Origin of the sequence: Yersinia entomophaga, from assembly GCF_001656035.1 — a bacterium.
GTDB lineage: Bacteria > Pseudomonadota > Gammaproteobacteria > Enterobacterales > Enterobacteriaceae > Yersinia > Yersinia entomophaga.
Genome location: NZ_CP010029.1, coordinates 675,841 through 692,734 on the forward strand (window position 1 = coordinate 675,841; position 16,894 = coordinate 692,734).

Here is a 16,894-nt window from a genome sequence, read left to right on the forward strand (position 1 = left end):
ACGTACATGTATACAAAGATTCTCGGCACGGGGAGCTATCTGCCCGTACAAGTGCGCAGCAATGCTGATTTAGAAAAAATGGTGGAAACCAGCGACGAGTGGATCGTGACTCGCACCGGTATTCGTGAACGTCGTATTGCAGCACCGGATGAAAATGTGGCCACAATGGCTTTCCGTGCGGCAGAGAACGCGCTGGAAATGGCTGGCGTCAGTAAAGACGATGTTGGGCTGATTATTGTCGCCACCACCTCTTCAAGTCACGCTTTCCCAAGCTCTGCCTGTCAGGTGCAGCAGATGTTAGGAATCAAAGACGCCGCGGCGTTTGATTTGGCTGCTGCCTGCGCTGGTTTTACCTATGCGCTGAGCGTGGCCGATCAGTACGTGAAAAGTGGCGCAGTGCGTCATGCGCTGGTGATTGGCTCCGACGTATTGTCTCGCGCGTTGGATCCGGAAGATCGCGGCACGATTATTCTGTTTGGCGATGGCGCTGGTGCTGTGTTGCTGGGTGCGTCTGAAGAGCCGGGTATTATGTCAACGCACTTACATGCGGACGGCACCTATGGCGGGTTATTGACTCTGCCTTACCAGAATCGCGAAACCCAGGATCAGCCTGCTTACGTCACCATGGCAGGTAATGAAGTGTTTAAAGTGGCCGTGACCGAATTGGCGCACATTGTCGATGAAACGTTACAGGCTAACGGCTTGGATCGTTCAGAACTGGACTGGCTGGTTCCGCATCAGGCAAATTTACGCATTATCAGCGCTACGGCGAAAAAATTAGGTATGGGGTTGGATAAAGTGGTGATCACTCTCGATCGTCACGGTAATACCTCTGCCGCATCAGTGCCTTCAGCTTTAGACGAAGCGGTACGTGATGGCCGGATTCAACGCGGTCAATTAGTCCTGCTGGAAGCGTTTGGTGGCGGCTTCACTTGGGGCTCTGCGCTGGTTCGTTTTTGATTTAACAGAAAGTCTTTTGATTTAATAGAAAGTCTTTTGATTTCACAGGAAGGCAAGATGTCGAAATTTGCAATGGTTTTTCCAGGTCAAGGGTCTCAGACCGTGGGTATGCTGGCTGATTTAGCTACACAATTCCCGATAGTTGAAGAAACTTTCACCGAAGCCTCTTCGGTTTTAGGCTACGATTTGTGGCAGTTGGTGCAGCAGGGTCCGGCAGAAGAACTGAACAAAACCTGGCAGACTCAGCCTGCGTTGCTCACCGCTTCGGTAGCCATCTGGCGTGTTTGGCAGCAGCAGGGCGGAAAAGCGCCTGCGATGATGGCAGGCCATAGCCTGGGTGAATACTCAGCATTGGTATGTGCTGGCGTTCTGGATTTCAAACAGGCGGTTAAGCTGGTTGAATTACGCGGCCAACTGATGCAAGAAGCGGTACCTGAAGGTACTGGCGCTATGTCTGCTATTATTGGCCTGGATAATGAATCTATTGCCAAAGCTTGCGAAGAATCGGCACAAGGTCAGGTGGTTTCACCGGTTAACTTTAACTCGCCGGGGCAGGTTGTGATCGCCGGGAACAAAGAAGCGGTAGAACGTGCCGGTGCGGCCTGTAAAGCGGCTGGCGCCAAGCGTGCACTGCCTTTGCCGGTTAGCGTGCCTTCCCACTGCGCATTAATGAAACCCGCGGCGGATAAAATGGCCGTTGCTCTGGAAGACATTGAATTCCGGGCACCGTTGTTCCCTGTGGTGAATAACGTAGACGTAAAAGCCGAAGTGTCACCTGAAGCTATCCGTAGCGCGCTGGTACGTCAGCTATACAATCCGGTACGTTGGACTGGAAGCGTTGAATTTATGGCGGCAGAAGGCGTTGAACTGCTGCTGGAAGTTGGCCCAGGTAAAGTTCTGACTGGCCTGACCAAGCGTATCGTGGACACTCTGTCAGCAGCACCGGTAAACGATGTTGCGACCTTGACCGCAGCGCTTGAACAATAATAAAGAGGATAGCATGAGCTTTGAAGGAAAAATTGCGCTGGTAACTGGCGCAAGCCGTGGCATTGGCCGCGCTATTGCAGAATTATTGGTCGAACGTGGTGCCGTTGTAATTGGTACTGCGACCAGTGAGAAGGGGGCTGAAGCTATCAGCGCCTATTTGGGTGACAAGGGTAAAGGTTTAATGTTGAACGTCGTGGATCCCACGTCGATCGACAAGGTACTGGCAACTATTCGTGCTGAATTTGGCGAAGTCGACATTTTAGTGAATAATGCCGGTATCACGCGTGATAACCTGCTGATGCGTATGAAAGACGATGAGTGGCAGGATATCCTGGATACAAATCTGACTTCCGTGTTCCGTCTGTCAAAAGCGGTAATGCGAGCTATGATGAAAAAGCGGTTTGGCCGTATCATCACAATTGGTTCTGTTGTTGGGACCATGGGCAATGCAGGGCAGGTTAACTACGCGGCCGCTAAAGCTGGCGTTATTGGTTTTAGCAAGTCTTTGGCGCGTGAGGTTGCTTCACGTGGCATTACTGTCAACGTCGTGGCACCTGGCTTTATTGAGACGGACATGACTAGGGCGTTGACAGATGATCAACGCGCAGGCATTTTAACCCAAGTACCAGCTAACCGGCTTGGGGAAGCTAAAGAAATCGCCAGCGCTGTTGCATTTTTAGCCTCTGACGAGGCCAGCTACATCTCTGGTGAAACATTACATGTCAATGGCGGCATGTACATGGTTTAAGCACTGGCAGAACTTTTTGCATTATTTGAGGTGAAAACCGCAAAATAATGCAAAATTGTGGTTCGACCAGCCGAGATTTAGTTGCATCTTTTTCAACATTTTATAAACTACGAAAACCATCGCGAAAGCGAGTTTTGATAGGAAATTTAAGAGTATGAGCACTATCGAAGAACGCGTTAAGAAAATCATCGTTGAACAACTTGGTGTTAAACAGGAAGAAGTACTGAACGACGCTTCTTTCGTAGAAGATCTTGGCGCTGATTCTCTTGACACCGTTGAGCTGGTAATGGCTCTGGAAGAAGAGTTTGATACCGAGATTCCAGACGAAGAAGCAGAAAAAATCACTACTGTTCAGGCAGCTATTGATTTTATCAACGCTAGTCAGCAGTAAGCGAACATATCTAGGCGGTCACTCGACCGCCTAAGTTTTTGTCCCAAAGTGTTATTTTCCCTCCTTGGAGGACAAACGTGTCTAAGCGTCGAGTTGTTGTGACTGGACTGGGCATGCTGTCTCCTGTCGGTAATACAGTAGAATCCACATGGAATGCTGTTCTTGCTGGGCAGAGTGGCATCAGCCTGATCGACCATTTCGATACTAGCGCCTATGCAACCCGGTTTGCTGGCTTAGTAAGAAATTTTGACTGTGAAGAATTCATTTCGCGCAAAGATGCACGAAAAATGGATGCCTTCATTCAGTACGGTATTGCGGCAGGTATTCAGGCGATGCAAGACTCCGGTCTTGAAGTGACTGACGCTAACGCTGACCGTATCGGTGCCGCTATCGGTTCTGGTATTGGTGGCTTAGGCCTGATCGAAGAAAACCACACCGCGCTGGTTAACGGTGGGCCACGGAAAATCAGTCCGTTCTTCGTGCCTTCAACTATCGTGAATATGATCGCAGGCCACCTGACCATTAAGTTTGGTTTACGTGGACCGAGTATTTCTATCGCGACTGCCTGTACCTCTGGTGTGCACAATATCGGCCATGCCGCCCGTATCATTGCTTATAATGATGCTGACGTGATGGTCGCCGGTGGCGCAGAAAAAGCCAGTACGCCATTGGGCGTTGGCGGTTTCGGTGCTGCGCGAGCCTTGTCAACCCGTAACGACGATCCACAAGCGGCTAGCCGCCCATGGGATAAAGATCGCGACGGTTTTGTATTGGGCGATGGTGCCGGCATGATGGTACTGGAAGAATATGAACACGCGAAGAAGCGTGGCGCTAAGATCTATGCAGAAGTTGTCGGTTTTGGTATGAGCAGCGATGCCTACCATATGACCTCGCCGCCGGAAAACGGTTCGGGCGCAGCTTTGGCTATGGTGAATGCGTTACGTGACGCGGGTGTCACTACTTCGCAAATCGGCTATATCAACGCGCACGGCACTTCCACGCCAGCGGGTGATAAAGCGGAAACGCAGGCGGTTAAATCGGTGTTTGGCGCTGATGCAGAGAAAGTCATGGTTAGCTCAACCAAATCCATGACCGGTCACCTGTTAGGTGCTGCGGGCGCGGTAGAATCTATCTTTACCGTTCTGGCACTGCGCGATCAAGCTATTCCACCGACCATTAACTTGGATAACCCGGATGAAGGCTGTGATTTGGATTTCGTTCCGCACACCGCGCGTCAGGTTTCAGGCATGGAATACACCCTGTGTAACTCGTTCGGCTTCGGCGGCACTAACGGTTCATTAGTTTTCCGTAAAGTGTAACAGCGACCGATTAGTAACACAGATGATAAAAACCCGGTTATCCGGGTTTTTTTATAGCTATTGTTTGCCAATGTAAGTGAACAGAAAAAGATAAATCCGAAAGTAGTGGAATATCCGGTTGAGAAAACTTTGGGATGTAAACTCAATGAGAGCTTATTAATATGTTTGCTCACTAGATAAACCACCGAATAAATAAAAGAGAGTTGGATATGATGTTGATAAACGGTATGGCGCAAAACCAGCTCTCTGCAACCGACAGAGGCTTGCAGTTCGGGGACGGCTGTTTTACTACGGCGCGAGTGCTTAATGGTGAAGTTTGCTGGCTGCCTATGCATATACAACGCTTGCAGCAAGGCGCGGAGCGTTTACTGCTGCCAACTATTGACTGGGCGCTATTACAGCATGAAATGACCGAACTGGCGTGGCAGGCTCAGCAGGGCGTACTGAAAGTGATTTTGACCCGGGGCAGCGGTGGGCGGGGTTACAGCGGTGAGGCCTGCGAACAGCCGACGCGCGTATTATCGATTAGTGGTTATCCGGCACATTATTCATTATGGCGCGAGGAGGGCATCACGCTGGCGTTAAGTCCGGTAGCGTTGGCGCGTAATCCGCTGCTGGCGGGGGTTAAGCATCTTAACCGTTTGGAGCAGGTACTGATTCGCGCGCATCTTGAGCAGACAACGGCGGACGAGGCTCTGGTGCTTGACACTGCAGGCCAGCTGGTGGAATGCTGTGCGGCTAATTTATTCTGGCGCAAAGGCGAGGCAGTATTTACGCCGGATCTCAGTCATTCTGGGGTGGCGGGTATCATGCGTCGTCGTATTATGGCGCGACTGTTTGCTTCCAGATACGCGTTACACTGCGTATCCGAACCCTTAGAGACGCTAAGAGACGCAGATGAGGTGCTGATCTGCAACGCGTTAATGCCGCTGGTTTCGGTTAATCAAGCGCATGAATGGACTTATAGCTCGCGAGAGCTGTATGAATTCATGCGACCACATTGTTAATATCGATTTAATCGCTAATATCAATTCCAAATTTTAAAGATGGCCGATAGATGAAAAGAAAAAACCTCAGAATACTAACCATCCTAGTGGGGATCTGCTTGGGTTTGCTGTTTTTGGGCTATCAGAAAGTGCAAAATTTCGCCGGTTCCGCGCTGGAAATCAAGCAAGACACCATTTTTACCCTGCCTGCGGGTACTGGCCGAGTAGGGCTTGAAACTTTATTACTGCAAGATCATATCGTTGTGGATACGACTCTGTTTCCGTGGTTACTGCGGATCGAACCGGAACTCGCCAATTTCAAAGCCGGAACCTATCGTTTTACGCCGGGTATGACGATACGTCAGATGTTGAAACTGCTGGCCAGTGGTAAAGAAGCCCAGTTCAGTATCCGCTTTATTGAAGGCTCTCGTTTGAGTGACTGGATGGAAACCTTGCAGCAGGCGGATTACGTCAAACATGAGCTGGCGGGTAAGAGTAACGCTGAAATTGCTAAACTGATCGGCCTGAAAGATACCGAACATCCGGAAGGCTGGCTGTATCCCGACACCTATTCTTATACCGCAGGTACCACGGATCTGGCTTTGCTGAAACGGGCGCATAAAGAAATGGAAAAAGCCGTTGCCCAAGTGTGGGAAGGGCGGGATAGCTCGTTGCCATATAAAACGCCGAATGATTTGGTCACTATGGCTTCTATCATTGAGAAAGAAACCGCGATCAACGATGAACGAACCAAAGTGGCTTCGGTATTTATCAATCGCCTGCGTATCGGCATGCGGCTGCAAACCGATCCTACGGTGATTTACGGTATGGGTGATAAATATGCCGGAAATATCACGCGTAAGGATTTAGACACCCCAACGCCGTATAATACCTACGTGATCGCGGGAATGCCGCCGACGCCGATTGCCATGCCGGGGCTGGCATCGTTACAGGCCGCAGCACATCCGGCTAAAACGCCATATCTCTACTTTGTAGCTGATGGTAAGGGCGGACATACCTTTACCACCAATTTAGCCAGTCATAACCAGGCAGTACGCGTTTATCGTCAGGCGTTAAAGGATAAAAATGGACAGTAAATTTATCGTTATCGAAGGTCTGGAAGGTGCGGGTAAAACCACCGCCAGAGATACCGTGGTTGCCACACTGCGCGAGCAGGGTATTAACGATATCGTGTTTACACGCGAGCCGGGCGGTACGCCGTTGGCCGAAAAATTACGCGACCTGATTAAACAAGGTATTGATGGCGAAGTGCTAACAGATAAGGCCGAAGTGCTGATGCTGTACGCCGCGCGGGTGCAATTAGTGGAAAACGTTATTAAACCGGCGTTGGCACGCGGTGCCTGGGTGGTAGGGGATCGTCACGATCTTTCTTCGCAGGCTTATCAGGGCGGCGGTCGCGGTATTGATAGCCAACTGATGACATCGCTGCGCGATACGGTTTTAGGCGATTTTCGCCCGGATTTAACGCTGTATCTGGATTTATCGCCGGCGATTGGATTGCAGCGCGCTCGCCAGCGCGGGGCGTTAGATCGTATTGAACAAGAATCTTTGGCGTTCTTCGAGCGCACCCGGGAGCGATATCTGGCGCTGGCGGCAGCAGATTCAACCATTCAAACTATTGATGCTTCTCAGACACTGGAGAATGTCAGCGCGGATATTCGTCGAACGCTGACTCAGTGGTTAAACGCGCGGGAAAGCGCGTAATGAATTGGTATCCGTGGTTAAACGCACCTTACCGCCAACTGGTCGGGCAACATATCGCCGGCCGTGGCCATCACGCCCTGCTGATCCATGCGCTGCCGGGCAACGGTGCCGATGCGCTGATTTACGGATTGAGCCGCTGGCTGATGTGCCAGAAACGTCAGGGAGAGAAAAGCTGTGGCGAATGTCACAGTTGCCGCCTGATGCTGGCTGGCAATCATCCGGACTGGCACGTCCTGTCGCCGGAAAAAGGCAAAAGCAGCATTGGCGTTGAACTGGTTCGGAACCTGATTGATACCCTTTATTCCCATGCTCAGCAGGGTGGAGCGAAAGTGGTCTGGCTGCCTCAGGCTGAATCCCTGACCGATGCGGCGGCCAACGCCTTACTGAAAACGTTGGAAGAACCGCCGGAAAACACGTATTTCCTGCTGGGATGCTTTGAGCCTTCCCGCCTGTTACCAACGCTGCGTAGCCGCTGTTTTTACTGGCATCTGGCTTGCCCGGAAACCGCCTTGAGCATGCAGTGGCTGGGGCGGCAAATCAGCGCTGAGCCGGTCGCCATGCTCGCGGCGTTGCAGCTGAGCGAAGGCGCACCTATTGCGGCAGAGCAACTGTTGCAACCGGCGCAGTGGGCGCAACGAACGGCGCTGTGTCAGGCGCTGGTAGAGGCGTTAGCCCGTCAGGATTTGTTGTCACTGTTGCCGCAGTTGAATCAGGATAACGTTGCCGATCGTGTGTATTGGCTGTCTTCTTTATTGCTGGATGCGTTGAAATGGCAGCAGGGAGCAGGGAATTTTATCGTCAATCAGGATCAGCGCCCGTTGGTGCAACAATTGGCTGAGTCAGCTTCTATCGCCGTGTTGCTAAAATCGGCCAATCAATGGCTGCACTGTCGCCATCAATTATCTTCAGTCGTCGGCGTGAACCGAGAGCTGTTACTCACTGAGCAGTTGCTCAATTGGGAAAACAGACTGTCTGGCGCCGATCGTACATTTTCTCATTCGTTGTAAAAGAGTTTACTTATTATGTTGTTAGTTGATTCCCATTGCCATCTGGACAGTTTGGATTATCAGGCGCTGCACACCAGCGTCGATGACGTGGTGGCTAAAGCCAAAGCGCGTGACGTCGGTTATATGTTGGCGGTGGCTACCACCTTGCCGGGTTTTCGTGCCATGACGGCAATGATCGGAGAACGTCCGGAAGTGGCGTTTTCCTGCGGCGTGCATCCGTTAAATCTGGAAGATGGCTATGATTTTGCCGAACTGCGCGCGTTGGCCGCAGCGGATAATGTCATCGCGATGGGAGAAACCGGGCTGGATTATTTCTACCAGCAGGACAATATTCCGTTGCAGCAGGCGTCTTTCCGTGAACACATTCGTATTGGCCGGGATCTGAATAAACCGGTTATTGTGCATACCCGAGATGCTCGCGTAGATACTCTGGCCATTCTGAAAGAAGAGCAGGCGCAGGAGTGCGGTGGGGTGCTGCATTGCTTTACTGAAGATATCGCGACGGCAGAAACCTTGTTGGACCTGGGTTTTTATATTTCCTTCTCCGGCATAGTCACCTTCCGTAATGCCGAGCAATTACGCGAAGTGGCTCGTTATGTGCCGCTGGATCGTATTCTGGTTGAAACAGATTCACCTTATCTGGCACCGGTTCCTCATCGGGGCAAAGAAAACCAGCCAGCCTATGTGCGTGATGTGGCGGAATACATGGCAGTGCTGAAGGGCATTAGTCTGGAAACGCTGGCCGAGGCCACCACGGCTAATTTCTGTCGACTGTTCCACCTGGATGATTTGGCACAATCTGCCACACTCAAATAGAGCCTACGACGATAATTATTTTTAAGCTCGTAATTAATTCCCTAAGCGAGTAATGTTTCCACCCGTTTTATTGTGGGTGGAAAGGTTTCACTGACGTTTCTTTACAAAAAATAGCCTTTTTATACTGGATAAGGCATCTTCTTCAAAGAAACGTGACTGTCATCAAACATTACGCAGGCTATTTATTTTACTCTTCGTAATAATTAAAGGGGTGCTGTAGACACCCCGATTCGCAAAGGCTTTACTCCCCCCTTTGTAACGCCAATAAAAAGCGAGAAGCAGTAAGAAAGCACTATTTACTCAGGAGCACTCTCAACTATGTTTAAGAACGCATTTGCAAACCTGCAAAAAGTAGGTAAATCGCTAATGCTTCCGGTATCCGTACTCCCTATTGCAGGTATTCTGCTGGGTGTCGGTTCCGCGAATTTTAGCTGGCTACCTTCGGTAGTCTCTCATGTTATGGCAGAAGCGGGCGGTTCAGTCTTCGCCAATATGCCGTTGATCTTCGCTATTGGTGTAGCTTTAGGTTTTACCAATAACGACGGTGTTTCCGCATTGGCGGCGGTTGTAGCCTACGGCATCATGGTGAAAACCATGGCGGTTGTGGCTCCGCTGGTACTGCATCTGCCTCCTGAAGAGATTGCAGCCAAGCATTTGGCCGATACCGGCGTGCTGGGCGGGATCATTGCAGGTGCGATTGCAGCCTATATGTTTAACCGCTTCTATCGTATTAAGTTGCCTGAGTATCTGGGCTTCTTCGCGGGTAAACGTTTCGTTCCGATTATCTCCGGCTTCACGGCGATCTTCTTGGGCGTAGCGCTGTCCTTCATCTGGCCACCAATCGGTACGGCGATTCAGACTTTCTCCCAATGGGCAGCTTACCAAAACTCTGTAGTGGCCTTCGGCATCTACGGCGTAGTTGAGCGTTCGCTGGTACCTTTCGGTCTGCATCACATCTGGAACGTTCCTTTCCAAATGCAAATTGGTGAATACACCAACGCAGCCGGCCAGGTATTCCACGGTGATATCCCACGTTATATGGCCGGTGACCCGACTGCGGGTAAACTGTCCGGTGGCTTCCTGTTTAAAATGTACGGCCTGCCAGCAGCGGCAATTGCGATTTGGCACTCAGCCAAGCCGGAAAACCGCGCTAAAGTCGGCGGTATCATGATTTCTGCGGCATTGACCTCGTTCCTGACCGGTATTACCGAGCCGATCGAGTTCTCCTTCATGTTCGTTGCGCCGATTCTGTACGTTATCCACGCTATTCTGGCGGGTCTGGCTTTCCCAATCTGTATTCTGTTGGGTATGCGTGACGGCACCAGCTTCTCACACGGTCTGATCGACTTTGTGGTGTTGAGTGGTAACAGTAGCCGCATCTGGCTGTTCCCTCTGGTAGGTATCTGCTACGGTCTGGTGTACTACACCATCTTCCGCGTGCTGATTGCCAAACTGGATCTGAAAACGCCGGGTCGCGAAGATAACTCTACCGAGCAAAACACTAAAGGCGGCACTGAGATGTCAGCTGCGCTGGTTCAAGCCTTCGGTGGCAAAGAGAACATCACCAATCTGGACGCCTGTATCACTCGTCTGCGCGTGAGCGTGGCGGATGTATCCAAGGTTGACCAGGCTGGTCTGAAGAAACTGGGTGCAGCGGGCGTAGTCGTGGCCGGTTCCGGCGTTCAGGCTATCTTCGGCACCAAATCTGATAACCTGAAAACGGATATGGACGAATACATTCGTAACCACTAATTCAGGTCGGGGAGTGCAAAAAGGAGGCTTAGGCCTCCTTTTTTTATGGGCTTTACCTTTGATTTCAACGTGTGATTCTGGCTGATGTTTCTTGTGGTCAGCGGGCGGTATTTTCCGACTCTCGCCAAGGGGAGGATAATTCACTGAGAAAACTGGGCGATTCTGCGGCACTTGCGCCGGAAATTGCTTAATGAGGTTGAAACAGATAGAAATTGTCGCTCATACTGCATGCACTGATTTTTCCCCTACGAAGGAAATATGTTATGGCCGAAGAAACAATTTTCAGTAAAATTATCCGCCGTGAAATTCCGGCCGATGTGGTTTATCAGGATGAACTGGTTACGGCGTTTCGCGATATTGCGCCACAGGCTCCCACCCATATTCTTATTATTCCTAATATACTGATCCCTACGGTTAATGATGTCACCGTCGAACATGAAGCGGCGCTGGGGCGTATGATTACCGTTGCTGCAAAAATTGCAGAACAGGAAGGTATCTCCGAAGACGGTTACCGCTTGATTATCAACTGTAATCGTCACGGTGGTCAGGAGGTTTATCATATCCATATGCACCTGGTCGGCGGTCAGCCACTGGGGCCACTGCTAAGTCGAAAATAATTAAGCAATTTATAATTATTCGGTAAAGTGATGGCTCTGTGCATCGCGACTTTTCCGGTCATCGCTAAATCGAGGTATGCCTATGCGCCGTTTCAAGGCGTTTTTACTGCCGGGAATGTTTCTGATTCCTGTTATCACTTTACTGGGCTGTAGCGCGCCGCAGGGTATCGCCGTTAACCAACGGCAGGCGGTTGTGATGGATTCGCCGGTTCTTACCGCCGGAATTCTGGCAGAGAAGCCGGCAATCTCGACGCTTTCGGGGCGGAGTATTGCAACATCAACTTTAATGAGCAGCAGCACCAAAGCCGTCACGGTGAATTATCGTTTCTACTGGTATGACGCTCAGGGGCTGGATTTGCTGCCGTTTGAAACGCCCCGAAAGGTCACGATAGGGCCAAACTCATCAGTCGATATTCAGTCAATCACCCCGAATCTGGATGCGCGCAGCGTGCGCCTCTATCTGTTTTTATAATTGTGTTGTTGGAGTGGGATAATGAAAAGGTATTTATTTGTGGCGTTGGCCGCGCTGGTGCTGACCGGTTGTCCTTCCCGGCCACCGGAGCCGACCGAGCAGCCTGCGACCATTGAACCTATTACCCCGGTGCCACCGATTGAAACACCGCCACCGGCCGATAAAGTTCCTCAACCGCCTAAAGCTCCCCAGCCTATTGACTGGGCGGCTAGCGTAGAACCATTGGTGGCGCAAATGGTTAACGCCAACGATGTTGCCGCAGGCAGCGTTTTGTTGCTGGACAGCGTTAAAAATAATACCAACGGTGCCTTACAGATCGGTAAAGCTACCGCCGCGCTGCATCAGGTATTGGCATCCAACAAGAAATTTGCCCTGATTCCGGCTGCGCAGTTAACCGCAGCGAAACAGACTTTAGGTCTGTCGGAGGAGGATAGCCTCGGTTCTCGCAGCAAAGCCATTGGTCTGGCACGTTACGTTAGCGCTCAATATGTGCTGTATAGCGACGTGAGCGGCGACGTGAAAGCGCCAGAGATCGATATGCAACTGATGTTGGTACAAACGGGCGAAATTATCTGGTCAGGTCATGGTAACGTACAGCGTTGAAGCGAGTCTGCGTGCCTTGATTGAAACTCGGATACCGGCGGTGAATACCGCCGGTTGCCATTTCAGCCCGGTATCCGGCCTAACTGGTGAAAGCTGGCGGATAACCGGGCAAAACTTCCAATGGCTGGCGCGGGAACACTCGGTCGCCAAAAGAGAATTAGGCGTTAATCGTCAGCGTGAGCAGCGTATCTTGCAGCAGATGTCGGCGCGTGCGTTATCTCCGCGAGTGATGATTGCCAATCAACACTGGCTGGTGGTGGAATGGCTGGATGGCGTGGTGGTCGAACCCCAGCAGTTCCTGCAACTGGCCGATCGAGGCACGTTGGCGGAATTGGTGGCGCGGCTGCATCAGGCTCCCCGTACCGGCTATCCGTTGAATATCCATCGACAATTACTCGGTTATAGCGAAAGAATGGATCCGTCCCGCCGCAGTGCGGACTGGTTGCGACTGCATAAACGCTTTATGGCGCAAAAACCGCCGCGTCCGCTGAATCTGGTTCCTTTGCATATGGATATTCACCCTGGAAATATTATCGAGACAAATTCTGGTCTGAGATTAATAGACTGGGAATATGCGGCAGACGGTGACGTGGCGTTGGAGTTGGCCGCGATGTTTCGGTTTAACGGTTGGGACAACGCGCGGCAGCAGGCGTTTTTACGCCAATATGGTCAGCAGCCGGGAGCCTATCAGGATATCGCCGCTTTGACGCGGCAAATAGCACGCTGGTCTCCGTGGATCGATTATCTGATGCTGATGTGGTTTGAAGTGCGCTGGAAACAAACCGGCGAGATAGGTTTTTTGCAGTGGGCAGCGCCGCTGCGCCGACGATTTAATTTATCGGGTCTGGATTCATCCGCCGGATAACAACATATTTTATTCAATGACGTGAGGTAGTTGTGGGTCCTGTCATGTTAGATGTTGCCAGCTACGAGCTGGATGCCGAAGAACGCGAAATCTTGCAGCATCCGCTGGTGGGTGGGCTGATTTTGTTTAGCCGTAACTTCCACGATGCCGAACAGTTGCGTGAGCTGGTGCGACAGATTCGCGCGGCTTCCCGCGAGCGGCTGGTTGTGGCGGTCGATCAGGAAGGTGGGCGGGTGCAACGCTTTCGAGAAGGTTTTACACGTTTGCCTGCGGCGCAGTCCTTTGCGGCTCTCAACGATAAGGAAACCGCCGGGCGTTTAGCGCAAGAAGCCGGTTGGCTGATGGCCTCGGAAATGATTGCCATGGATATTGATATCAGCTTTGCGCCGGTATTGGATATTGGCCACGTTAGCGCCGCTATCGGCGAGCGTTCATTCCACAGTGAGCCGCAAAAGGCGCTGGAAATGGCCGAACGCTTTATTTTAGGAATGCATAGCGCAGGCATGAAAACCACCGGAAAACACTTCCCCGGCCACGGTGCGGTGACCGCTGATTCCCATAAAGAGACGCCGAGAGATACGCGCCCACTGGCAGAAATCCGCGCACATGATATGGTTATATTCCGTGAGCTGATTCAGCGTAACCTGCTGGATGCCATTATGCCTGCTCATGTGATCTACACCGATGCCGATCCGCGTCCGGCCAGTGGCTCGGCTTATTGGCTTCAGCAGGTATTGCGTCAGGAGCTCGGTTTTGAGGGCATTATTTTCTCTGACGACCTCTCGATGGAAGGCGCGGCGATCATGGGCAGCTATGCGGAACGCGGGCAGGCCTCTCTGGATGCTGGGTGTGACATGATTCTGGTGTGCAATAATCGTCAGGGGGCCGGTCAGCGTGCTGGATAACCTGTCTCCGGTCAAAGCAGACAAGCTGAGTCGGTTATATCATCGTGGGCAGTTCGGTCGCGAAGAGCTACTTGGCTCTCCACGCTGGCAGCAGGCCAATAAAGCGTTAACGGCGCTCAGCGAGCGGTGGGACACCCATAAACAAGGGTTAGGGAACTAGCACGTACCGGGGTGTGTCCGGTGCGATTTACCCTGTCGTAGCGAGGATAAAGATGATCGTCTATTTACACGGTTTTGATTCAACCAGTCCCGGCAATCACGAAAAGGTTCTGCAACTGCAGTTCATCGATCCGGATGTGCGTTTTATCAGCTACAGCACCTTACATCCCCGGCACGATATGCAGCATTTATTGAAGGAAGTGGACAAAGCCATTCAGCAGGGCGGTGACAGTCATCCTCTGATTTGTGGCGTCGGTTTAGGCGGGTTTTGGGCAGAACGCATCGGTTTTCTATGTGGAATTCGGCAGGTGGCTTTTAACCCGAATCTGTTCCCACAGGAAAATATGAGCGGTAAAATCGACCGCCCGGAAGAGTATCTGGATATCGCGACCAAGTGCGTTCAGGATTTTCGTGAGAAAAACCGCGATCGTTGCTTAGCGGTGCTTTCCCGTCACGATGAGGCATTGGACAGTCAGCGCACGGCGGCAGAATTGCATCCTTATTACGAAATTGTCTGGGATGAAAAGCAGGGGCACAAGTTTAAAGATCTTTCCGTTCACCTACAGCGGATCAAGGCATTTAAAACTCTCGATTAACATTTTTTTCTCATACTCGAGCCCCGAAGCGATCGTTTTTTGACGGTAACTTCGGGCTTTTTCTTTCCCAAAGCCATCGGTAAACGGTGATTTTGGGTAAAAAAGTCTGAAATTATTAAACTGTGACCTGTCGCTAACTATTTGAATATTCTTCTAGAAAAAATCCTCCCGCCGCGTCTTTCAGCAAAATAAATTGATATATATCAATTTTGGTATGACCAAATAACCCTGCATGATATTCTGCGGTCAGATAATTGAATTTACTCAAGCGAACCCTATGTTATCTAAGGATATTATTCATTTACCCTTAGCTAACAATTGGTTCACATTTAGGGGGTCATTTTGACAACGCCAAAGAAAAAAATCGTTATTATTGGTGGTGGTGCCGGCGGACTGGAACTGGCGACCAGCCTGGGCCATAAACTGGGTCGCAGTAAAAAAGCGGAGATTGTTCTGGTCGATCGCAACCACAGTCATTTGTGGAAACCATTGTTGCACGAAGTGGCAACTGGCTCTCTAGATGACGGGGTTGATGCGCTGAGCTACCTGGCTCATGCTCGTAATCACCATTTCAATTTCCAACTGGGTTCATTAACCAATATTAATCGGGAAACCAAAACCGTCAGCCTGGCCAAAATCTGCGATGAGCAGGGCGACGTGCTGGTGACCGAGCGTGAATTGTCTTATGACATTCTGGTGATGGCGTTGGGCAGTACATCCAATGATTTCGGTACGCCGGGCGTGAAGGAAAACTGTATTTTCCTGGATAACCCGCATCAGGCTCATCGTTTCCACAACGAAATGCTGAATCTGTTCCTGAAGTATTCCGCTCAGCCGGGTGAAAAAGGCAAGGTTAACATTGCTATCGTTGGCGGCGGTGCAACCGGCGTTGAGCTGTCTGCCGAGCTGCATAACGCAGTTAAACAGCTGCACAGCTATGGTTTCGAAGGTTTGGACAATCAGGCGCTGAACGTGACGCTGGTGGAAGCTGGTGAGCGCATTCTTCCTGCGCTGCCACCGCGTATTTCCGCTGCGGCTCATCAGGAACTGACCAAGCTGGGCGTGCGTGTATTGACCAAAACCATGGTGACTAGTGCAGACAGTCAAGGTCTGAATACCAAAGACGGCGAATTGATCAACGCTGACCTCATGGTGTGGGCGGCGGGTATCAAAGCGCCTGACTTTATGAAAGATATCGCCGGGCTGGAAACCAACCGTATCAATCAGTTAGTGGTTGAACCAACGTTGCAAACCACTCGCGATCCCAACATTTTCGCTATCGGCGACTGTGCCTCTTGCCCGCAGCCTAACGGCGGTTTTGTGCCTCCGCGCGCGCAGTCGGCTCACCAGATGGCCAGCCGTTGCTACAGCAACATTCTGGCGTTGCTGAATGGTCAAAGTCTGAAACCTTACGTGTATAAAGACCACGGCTCATTGGTTTCCCTGTCTAAATTCAGCACCGTTGGCAGCCTGATGGGTAACTTGATGCGCGGTTCAATGATGGTGGAAGGGCGTGTGGCGCGAGTGGTATATATCTCCCTGTATCGTATGCATCAGGTAGCGTTACATGGCTACACCAAAACCGGCCTGATGATGTTGGTAGGCGGGATTAACCGGGTGATTCGCCCTCGGTTAAAACTGCATTAATAGCCTGAAGTTCAGTATTCGCTTAGCGAATCGGATACCCGGAAATTGAGTTCTGGGAAGTTAAAACTCGTAGTAGCACAGAGAACCGTCGTCACAGTGTGGCGGCGGTTTTTTGTTTTCGGAGGTTGACCCGATTTTGCGAACAGTGATTCAGATTCTTATCAGAGAGATTTAGCGTATCGAATTGATATTGTTATGTTTGAAATACAAGCAGCGTATTTAGAGCTAATTTTATCGCATCAGGATATTAAGTTTTTCACCAGGTGAGGCTTAAGGATAATAGTCCGTAGTGCAGAAATATGTTCTGGTATAAATAATAAATTGCAAAAAAATAATGTC

17 protein-coding genes and 1 pseudogene are annotated in these 16,894 nt (G+C 50.9%); all 18 read left to right on the forward strand.

Annotation, left to right across the window (positions count from 1 at the left end):
* The first annotated feature begins 6 nt into the window (after window positions 1-6).
* The 18 genes and pseudogenes from PL78_RS03130 to PL78_RS03215 all read left to right on the forward strand — a co-directional run bounded on the left by PL78_RS03130 (window position 7) and on the right by PL78_RS03215 (window position 16,555).
* Window positions 7-960, forward strand: a complete 954-nt coding sequence (locus PL78_RS03130) for a beta-ketoacyl-ACP synthase III (RefSeq protein ID WP_064513040.1) — start codon at window positions 7-9, stop codon at window positions 958-960.
* Window positions 961-1,017: 57 nt separating this feature from the next.
* Window positions 1,018-1,947 (forward strand): ACP S-malonyltransferase, encoded by a 930-nt coding sequence (gene fabD / locus PL78_RS03135; protein WP_064513043.1) that lies wholly within the window; start codon window positions 1,018-1,020, stop codon window positions 1,945-1,947.
* A gap of 13 nt (window positions 1,948-1,960) precedes the next feature.
* Window positions 1,961-2,695: a 3-oxoacyl-ACP reductase FabG gene (gene fabG, locus PL78_RS03140; protein WP_064513045.1), complete on the forward strand. Its 735-nt coding sequence runs from the start codon at window positions 1,961-1,963 to the stop codon at window positions 2,693-2,695.
* 154 nt (window positions 2,696-2,849) lie between these two features.
* Window positions 2,850-3,086, forward strand: a complete 237-nt coding sequence (gene acpP, locus PL78_RS03145) for an acyl carrier protein (protein ID WP_064513047.1) — start codon at window positions 2,850-2,852, stop codon at window positions 3,084-3,086.
* A 77-nt stretch (window positions 3,087-3,163) separates the two neighbouring features.
* The gene (gene fabF / locus PL78_RS03150; protein ID WP_071889724.1) at window positions 3,164-4,405 is read left to right on the forward strand and encodes a beta-ketoacyl-ACP synthase II; all 1,242 of its coding nucleotides are present in this window, start codon (window positions 3,164-3,166) and stop codon (window positions 4,403-4,405) included.
* Between the two features lie 209 nt (window positions 4,406-4,614).
* Window positions 4,615-5,412 (forward strand): aminodeoxychorismate lyase, encoded by a 798-nt coding sequence (gene pabC, locus PL78_RS03155; RefSeq protein ID WP_064513051.1) that lies wholly within the window; start codon window positions 4,615-4,617, stop codon window positions 5,410-5,412.
* A gap of 50 nt (window positions 5,413-5,462) precedes the next feature.
* Window positions 5,463-6,488: an endolytic transglycosylase MltG gene (mltG, locus tag PL78_RS03160; protein WP_064513053.1), complete on the forward strand. Its 1,026-nt coding sequence runs from the start codon at window positions 5,463-5,465 to the stop codon at window positions 6,486-6,488.
* Window positions 6,478-7,116, forward strand: coding sequence for a dTMP kinase (gene tmk / locus PL78_RS03165; protein WP_064513055.1), 639 nt, complete (start codon window positions 6,478-6,480; stop codon window positions 7,114-7,116). Before mltG ends, tmk begins: the two co-directional genes overlap by 11 nt.
* The gene (gene holB / locus PL78_RS03170; protein ID WP_064513058.1) at window positions 7,116-8,123 is read left to right on the forward strand and encodes a DNA polymerase III subunit delta'; all 1,008 of its coding nucleotides are present in this window, start codon (window positions 7,116-7,118) and stop codon (window positions 8,121-8,123) included. The genes tmk and holB overlap by 1 nt, the downstream gene beginning before the upstream one ends.
* Before the next feature lie 15 nt (window positions 8,124-8,138).
* The gene (locus PL78_RS03175) at window positions 8,139-8,939 is read left to right on the forward strand and encodes a metal-dependent hydrolase (RefSeq protein WP_064513060.1); all 801 of its coding nucleotides are present in this window, start codon (window positions 8,139-8,141) and stop codon (window positions 8,937-8,939) included.
* A 318-nt stretch (window positions 8,940-9,257) separates the two neighbouring features.
* The gene (gene ptsG, locus PL78_RS03180; protein WP_064513062.1) at window positions 9,258-10,691 is read left to right on the forward strand and encodes a PTS glucose transporter subunit IIBC; all 1,434 of its coding nucleotides are present in this window, start codon (window positions 9,258-9,260) and stop codon (window positions 10,689-10,691) included.
* 263 nt (window positions 10,692-10,954) lie between these two features.
* A complete protein-coding gene (gene hinT / locus PL78_RS03185; RefSeq protein ID WP_064513064.1) occupies window positions 10,955-11,308 on the forward strand; it encodes a purine nucleoside phosphoramidase in 354 nt (117 codons plus the stop codon).
* Window positions 11,309-11,390: 82 nt separating this feature from the next.
* Entirely contained in the window at window positions 11,391-11,780 is a 390-nt protein-coding gene (locus tag PL78_RS03190; RefSeq protein ID WP_064513066.1) for a YcfL family putative periplasmic lipoprotein, read from the forward strand.
* 21 nt (window positions 11,781-11,801) lie between these two features.
* Window positions 11,802-12,383 carry a penicillin-binding protein activator LpoB gene (gene lpoB / locus PL78_RS03195; RefSeq protein ID WP_064513068.1) on the forward strand — a complete coding sequence of 194 codons (582 nt, stop codon included), beginning with the start codon at window positions 11,802-11,804 and terminating at the stop codon, window positions 12,381-12,383.
* Window positions 12,364-13,248, forward strand: a complete 885-nt coding sequence (gene thiK, locus PL78_RS03200; RefSeq protein ID WP_064513070.1) for a thiamine kinase — start codon at window positions 12,364-12,366, stop codon at window positions 13,246-13,248. The genes lpoB and thiK overlap by 20 nt, the downstream gene beginning before the upstream one ends.
* Window positions 13,249-13,292: 44 nt before the next feature.
* A pseudogene (nagZ, locus tag PL78_RS03205) lies at window positions 13,293-14,313 on the forward strand (beta-N-acetylhexosaminidase).
* Between the two features lie 52 nt (window positions 14,314-14,365).
* Window positions 14,366-14,908 carry an alpha/beta hydrolase YcfP gene (gene ycfP / locus PL78_RS03210; protein WP_064513072.1) on the forward strand — a complete coding sequence of 181 codons (543 nt, stop codon included), beginning with the start codon at window positions 14,366-14,368 and terminating at the stop codon, window positions 14,906-14,908.
* A gap of 342 nt (window positions 14,909-15,250) precedes the next feature.
* Window positions 15,251-16,555 carry an NAD(P)/FAD-dependent oxidoreductase gene (locus PL78_RS03215; RefSeq protein ID WP_064513074.1) on the forward strand — a complete coding sequence of 435 codons (1,305 nt, stop codon included), beginning with the start codon at window positions 15,251-15,253 and terminating at the stop codon, window positions 16,553-16,555.
* Window positions 16,556-16,894: the final 339 nt, after the last annotated feature.

Bases quoted from the DNA above. Each gene is read 5' to 3' on its own strand.
- PL78_RS03130 (WP_064513040.1), top strand. From the start codon at position 7: ATGTATACAAAGATTCTCGGCACGGGGAGCTATCTGCCCGTACAAGTG.
- fabD (WP_064513043.1), top strand. From the start codon at position 1,018: ATGTCGAAATTTGCAATGGTTTTTCCAGGTCAAGGGTCTCAGACCGTG.
- fabG (WP_064513045.1), top strand. From the start codon at position 1,961: ATGAGCTTTGAAGGAAAAATTGCGCTGGTAACTGGCGCAAGCCGTGGC.
- acpP (WP_064513047.1), top strand. From the start codon at position 2,850: ATGAGCACTATCGAAGAACGCGTTAAGAAAATCATCGTTGAACAACTT.
- pabC (WP_064513051.1), top strand. From the start codon at position 4,615: ATGATGTTGATAAACGGTATGGCGCAAAACCAGCTCTCTGCAACCGAC.
- mltG (WP_064513053.1), top strand. From the start codon at position 5,463: ATGAAAAGAAAAAACCTCAGAATACTAACCATCCTAGTGGGGATCTGC.
- tmk (WP_064513055.1), top strand. From the start codon at position 6,478: ATGGACAGTAAATTTATCGTTATCGAAGGTCTGGAAGGTGCGGGTAAA.
- holB (WP_064513058.1), top strand. From the start codon at position 7,116: ATGAATTGGTATCCGTGGTTAAACGCACCTTACCGCCAACTGGTCGGG.
- PL78_RS03175 (WP_064513060.1), top strand. From the start codon at position 8,139: ATGTTGTTAGTTGATTCCCATTGCCATCTGGACAGTTTGGATTATCAG.
- ptsG (WP_064513062.1), top strand. From the start codon at position 9,258: ATGTTTAAGAACGCATTTGCAAACCTGCAAAAAGTAGGTAAATCGCTA.
- hinT (WP_064513064.1), top strand. From the start codon at position 10,955: ATGGCCGAAGAAACAATTTTCAGTAAAATTATCCGCCGTGAAATTCCG.
- PL78_RS03190 (WP_064513066.1), top strand. From the start codon at position 11,391: ATGCGCCGTTTCAAGGCGTTTTTACTGCCGGGAATGTTTCTGATTCCT.
- lpoB (WP_064513068.1), top strand. From the start codon at position 11,802: ATGAAAAGGTATTTATTTGTGGCGTTGGCCGCGCTGGTGCTGACCGGT.
- thiK (WP_064513070.1), top strand. From the start codon at position 12,364: ATGGTAACGTACAGCGTTGAAGCGAGTCTGCGTGCCTTGATTGAAACT.
- ycfP (WP_064513072.1), top strand. From the start codon at position 14,366: ATGATCGTCTATTTACACGGTTTTGATTCAACCAGTCCCGGCAATCAC.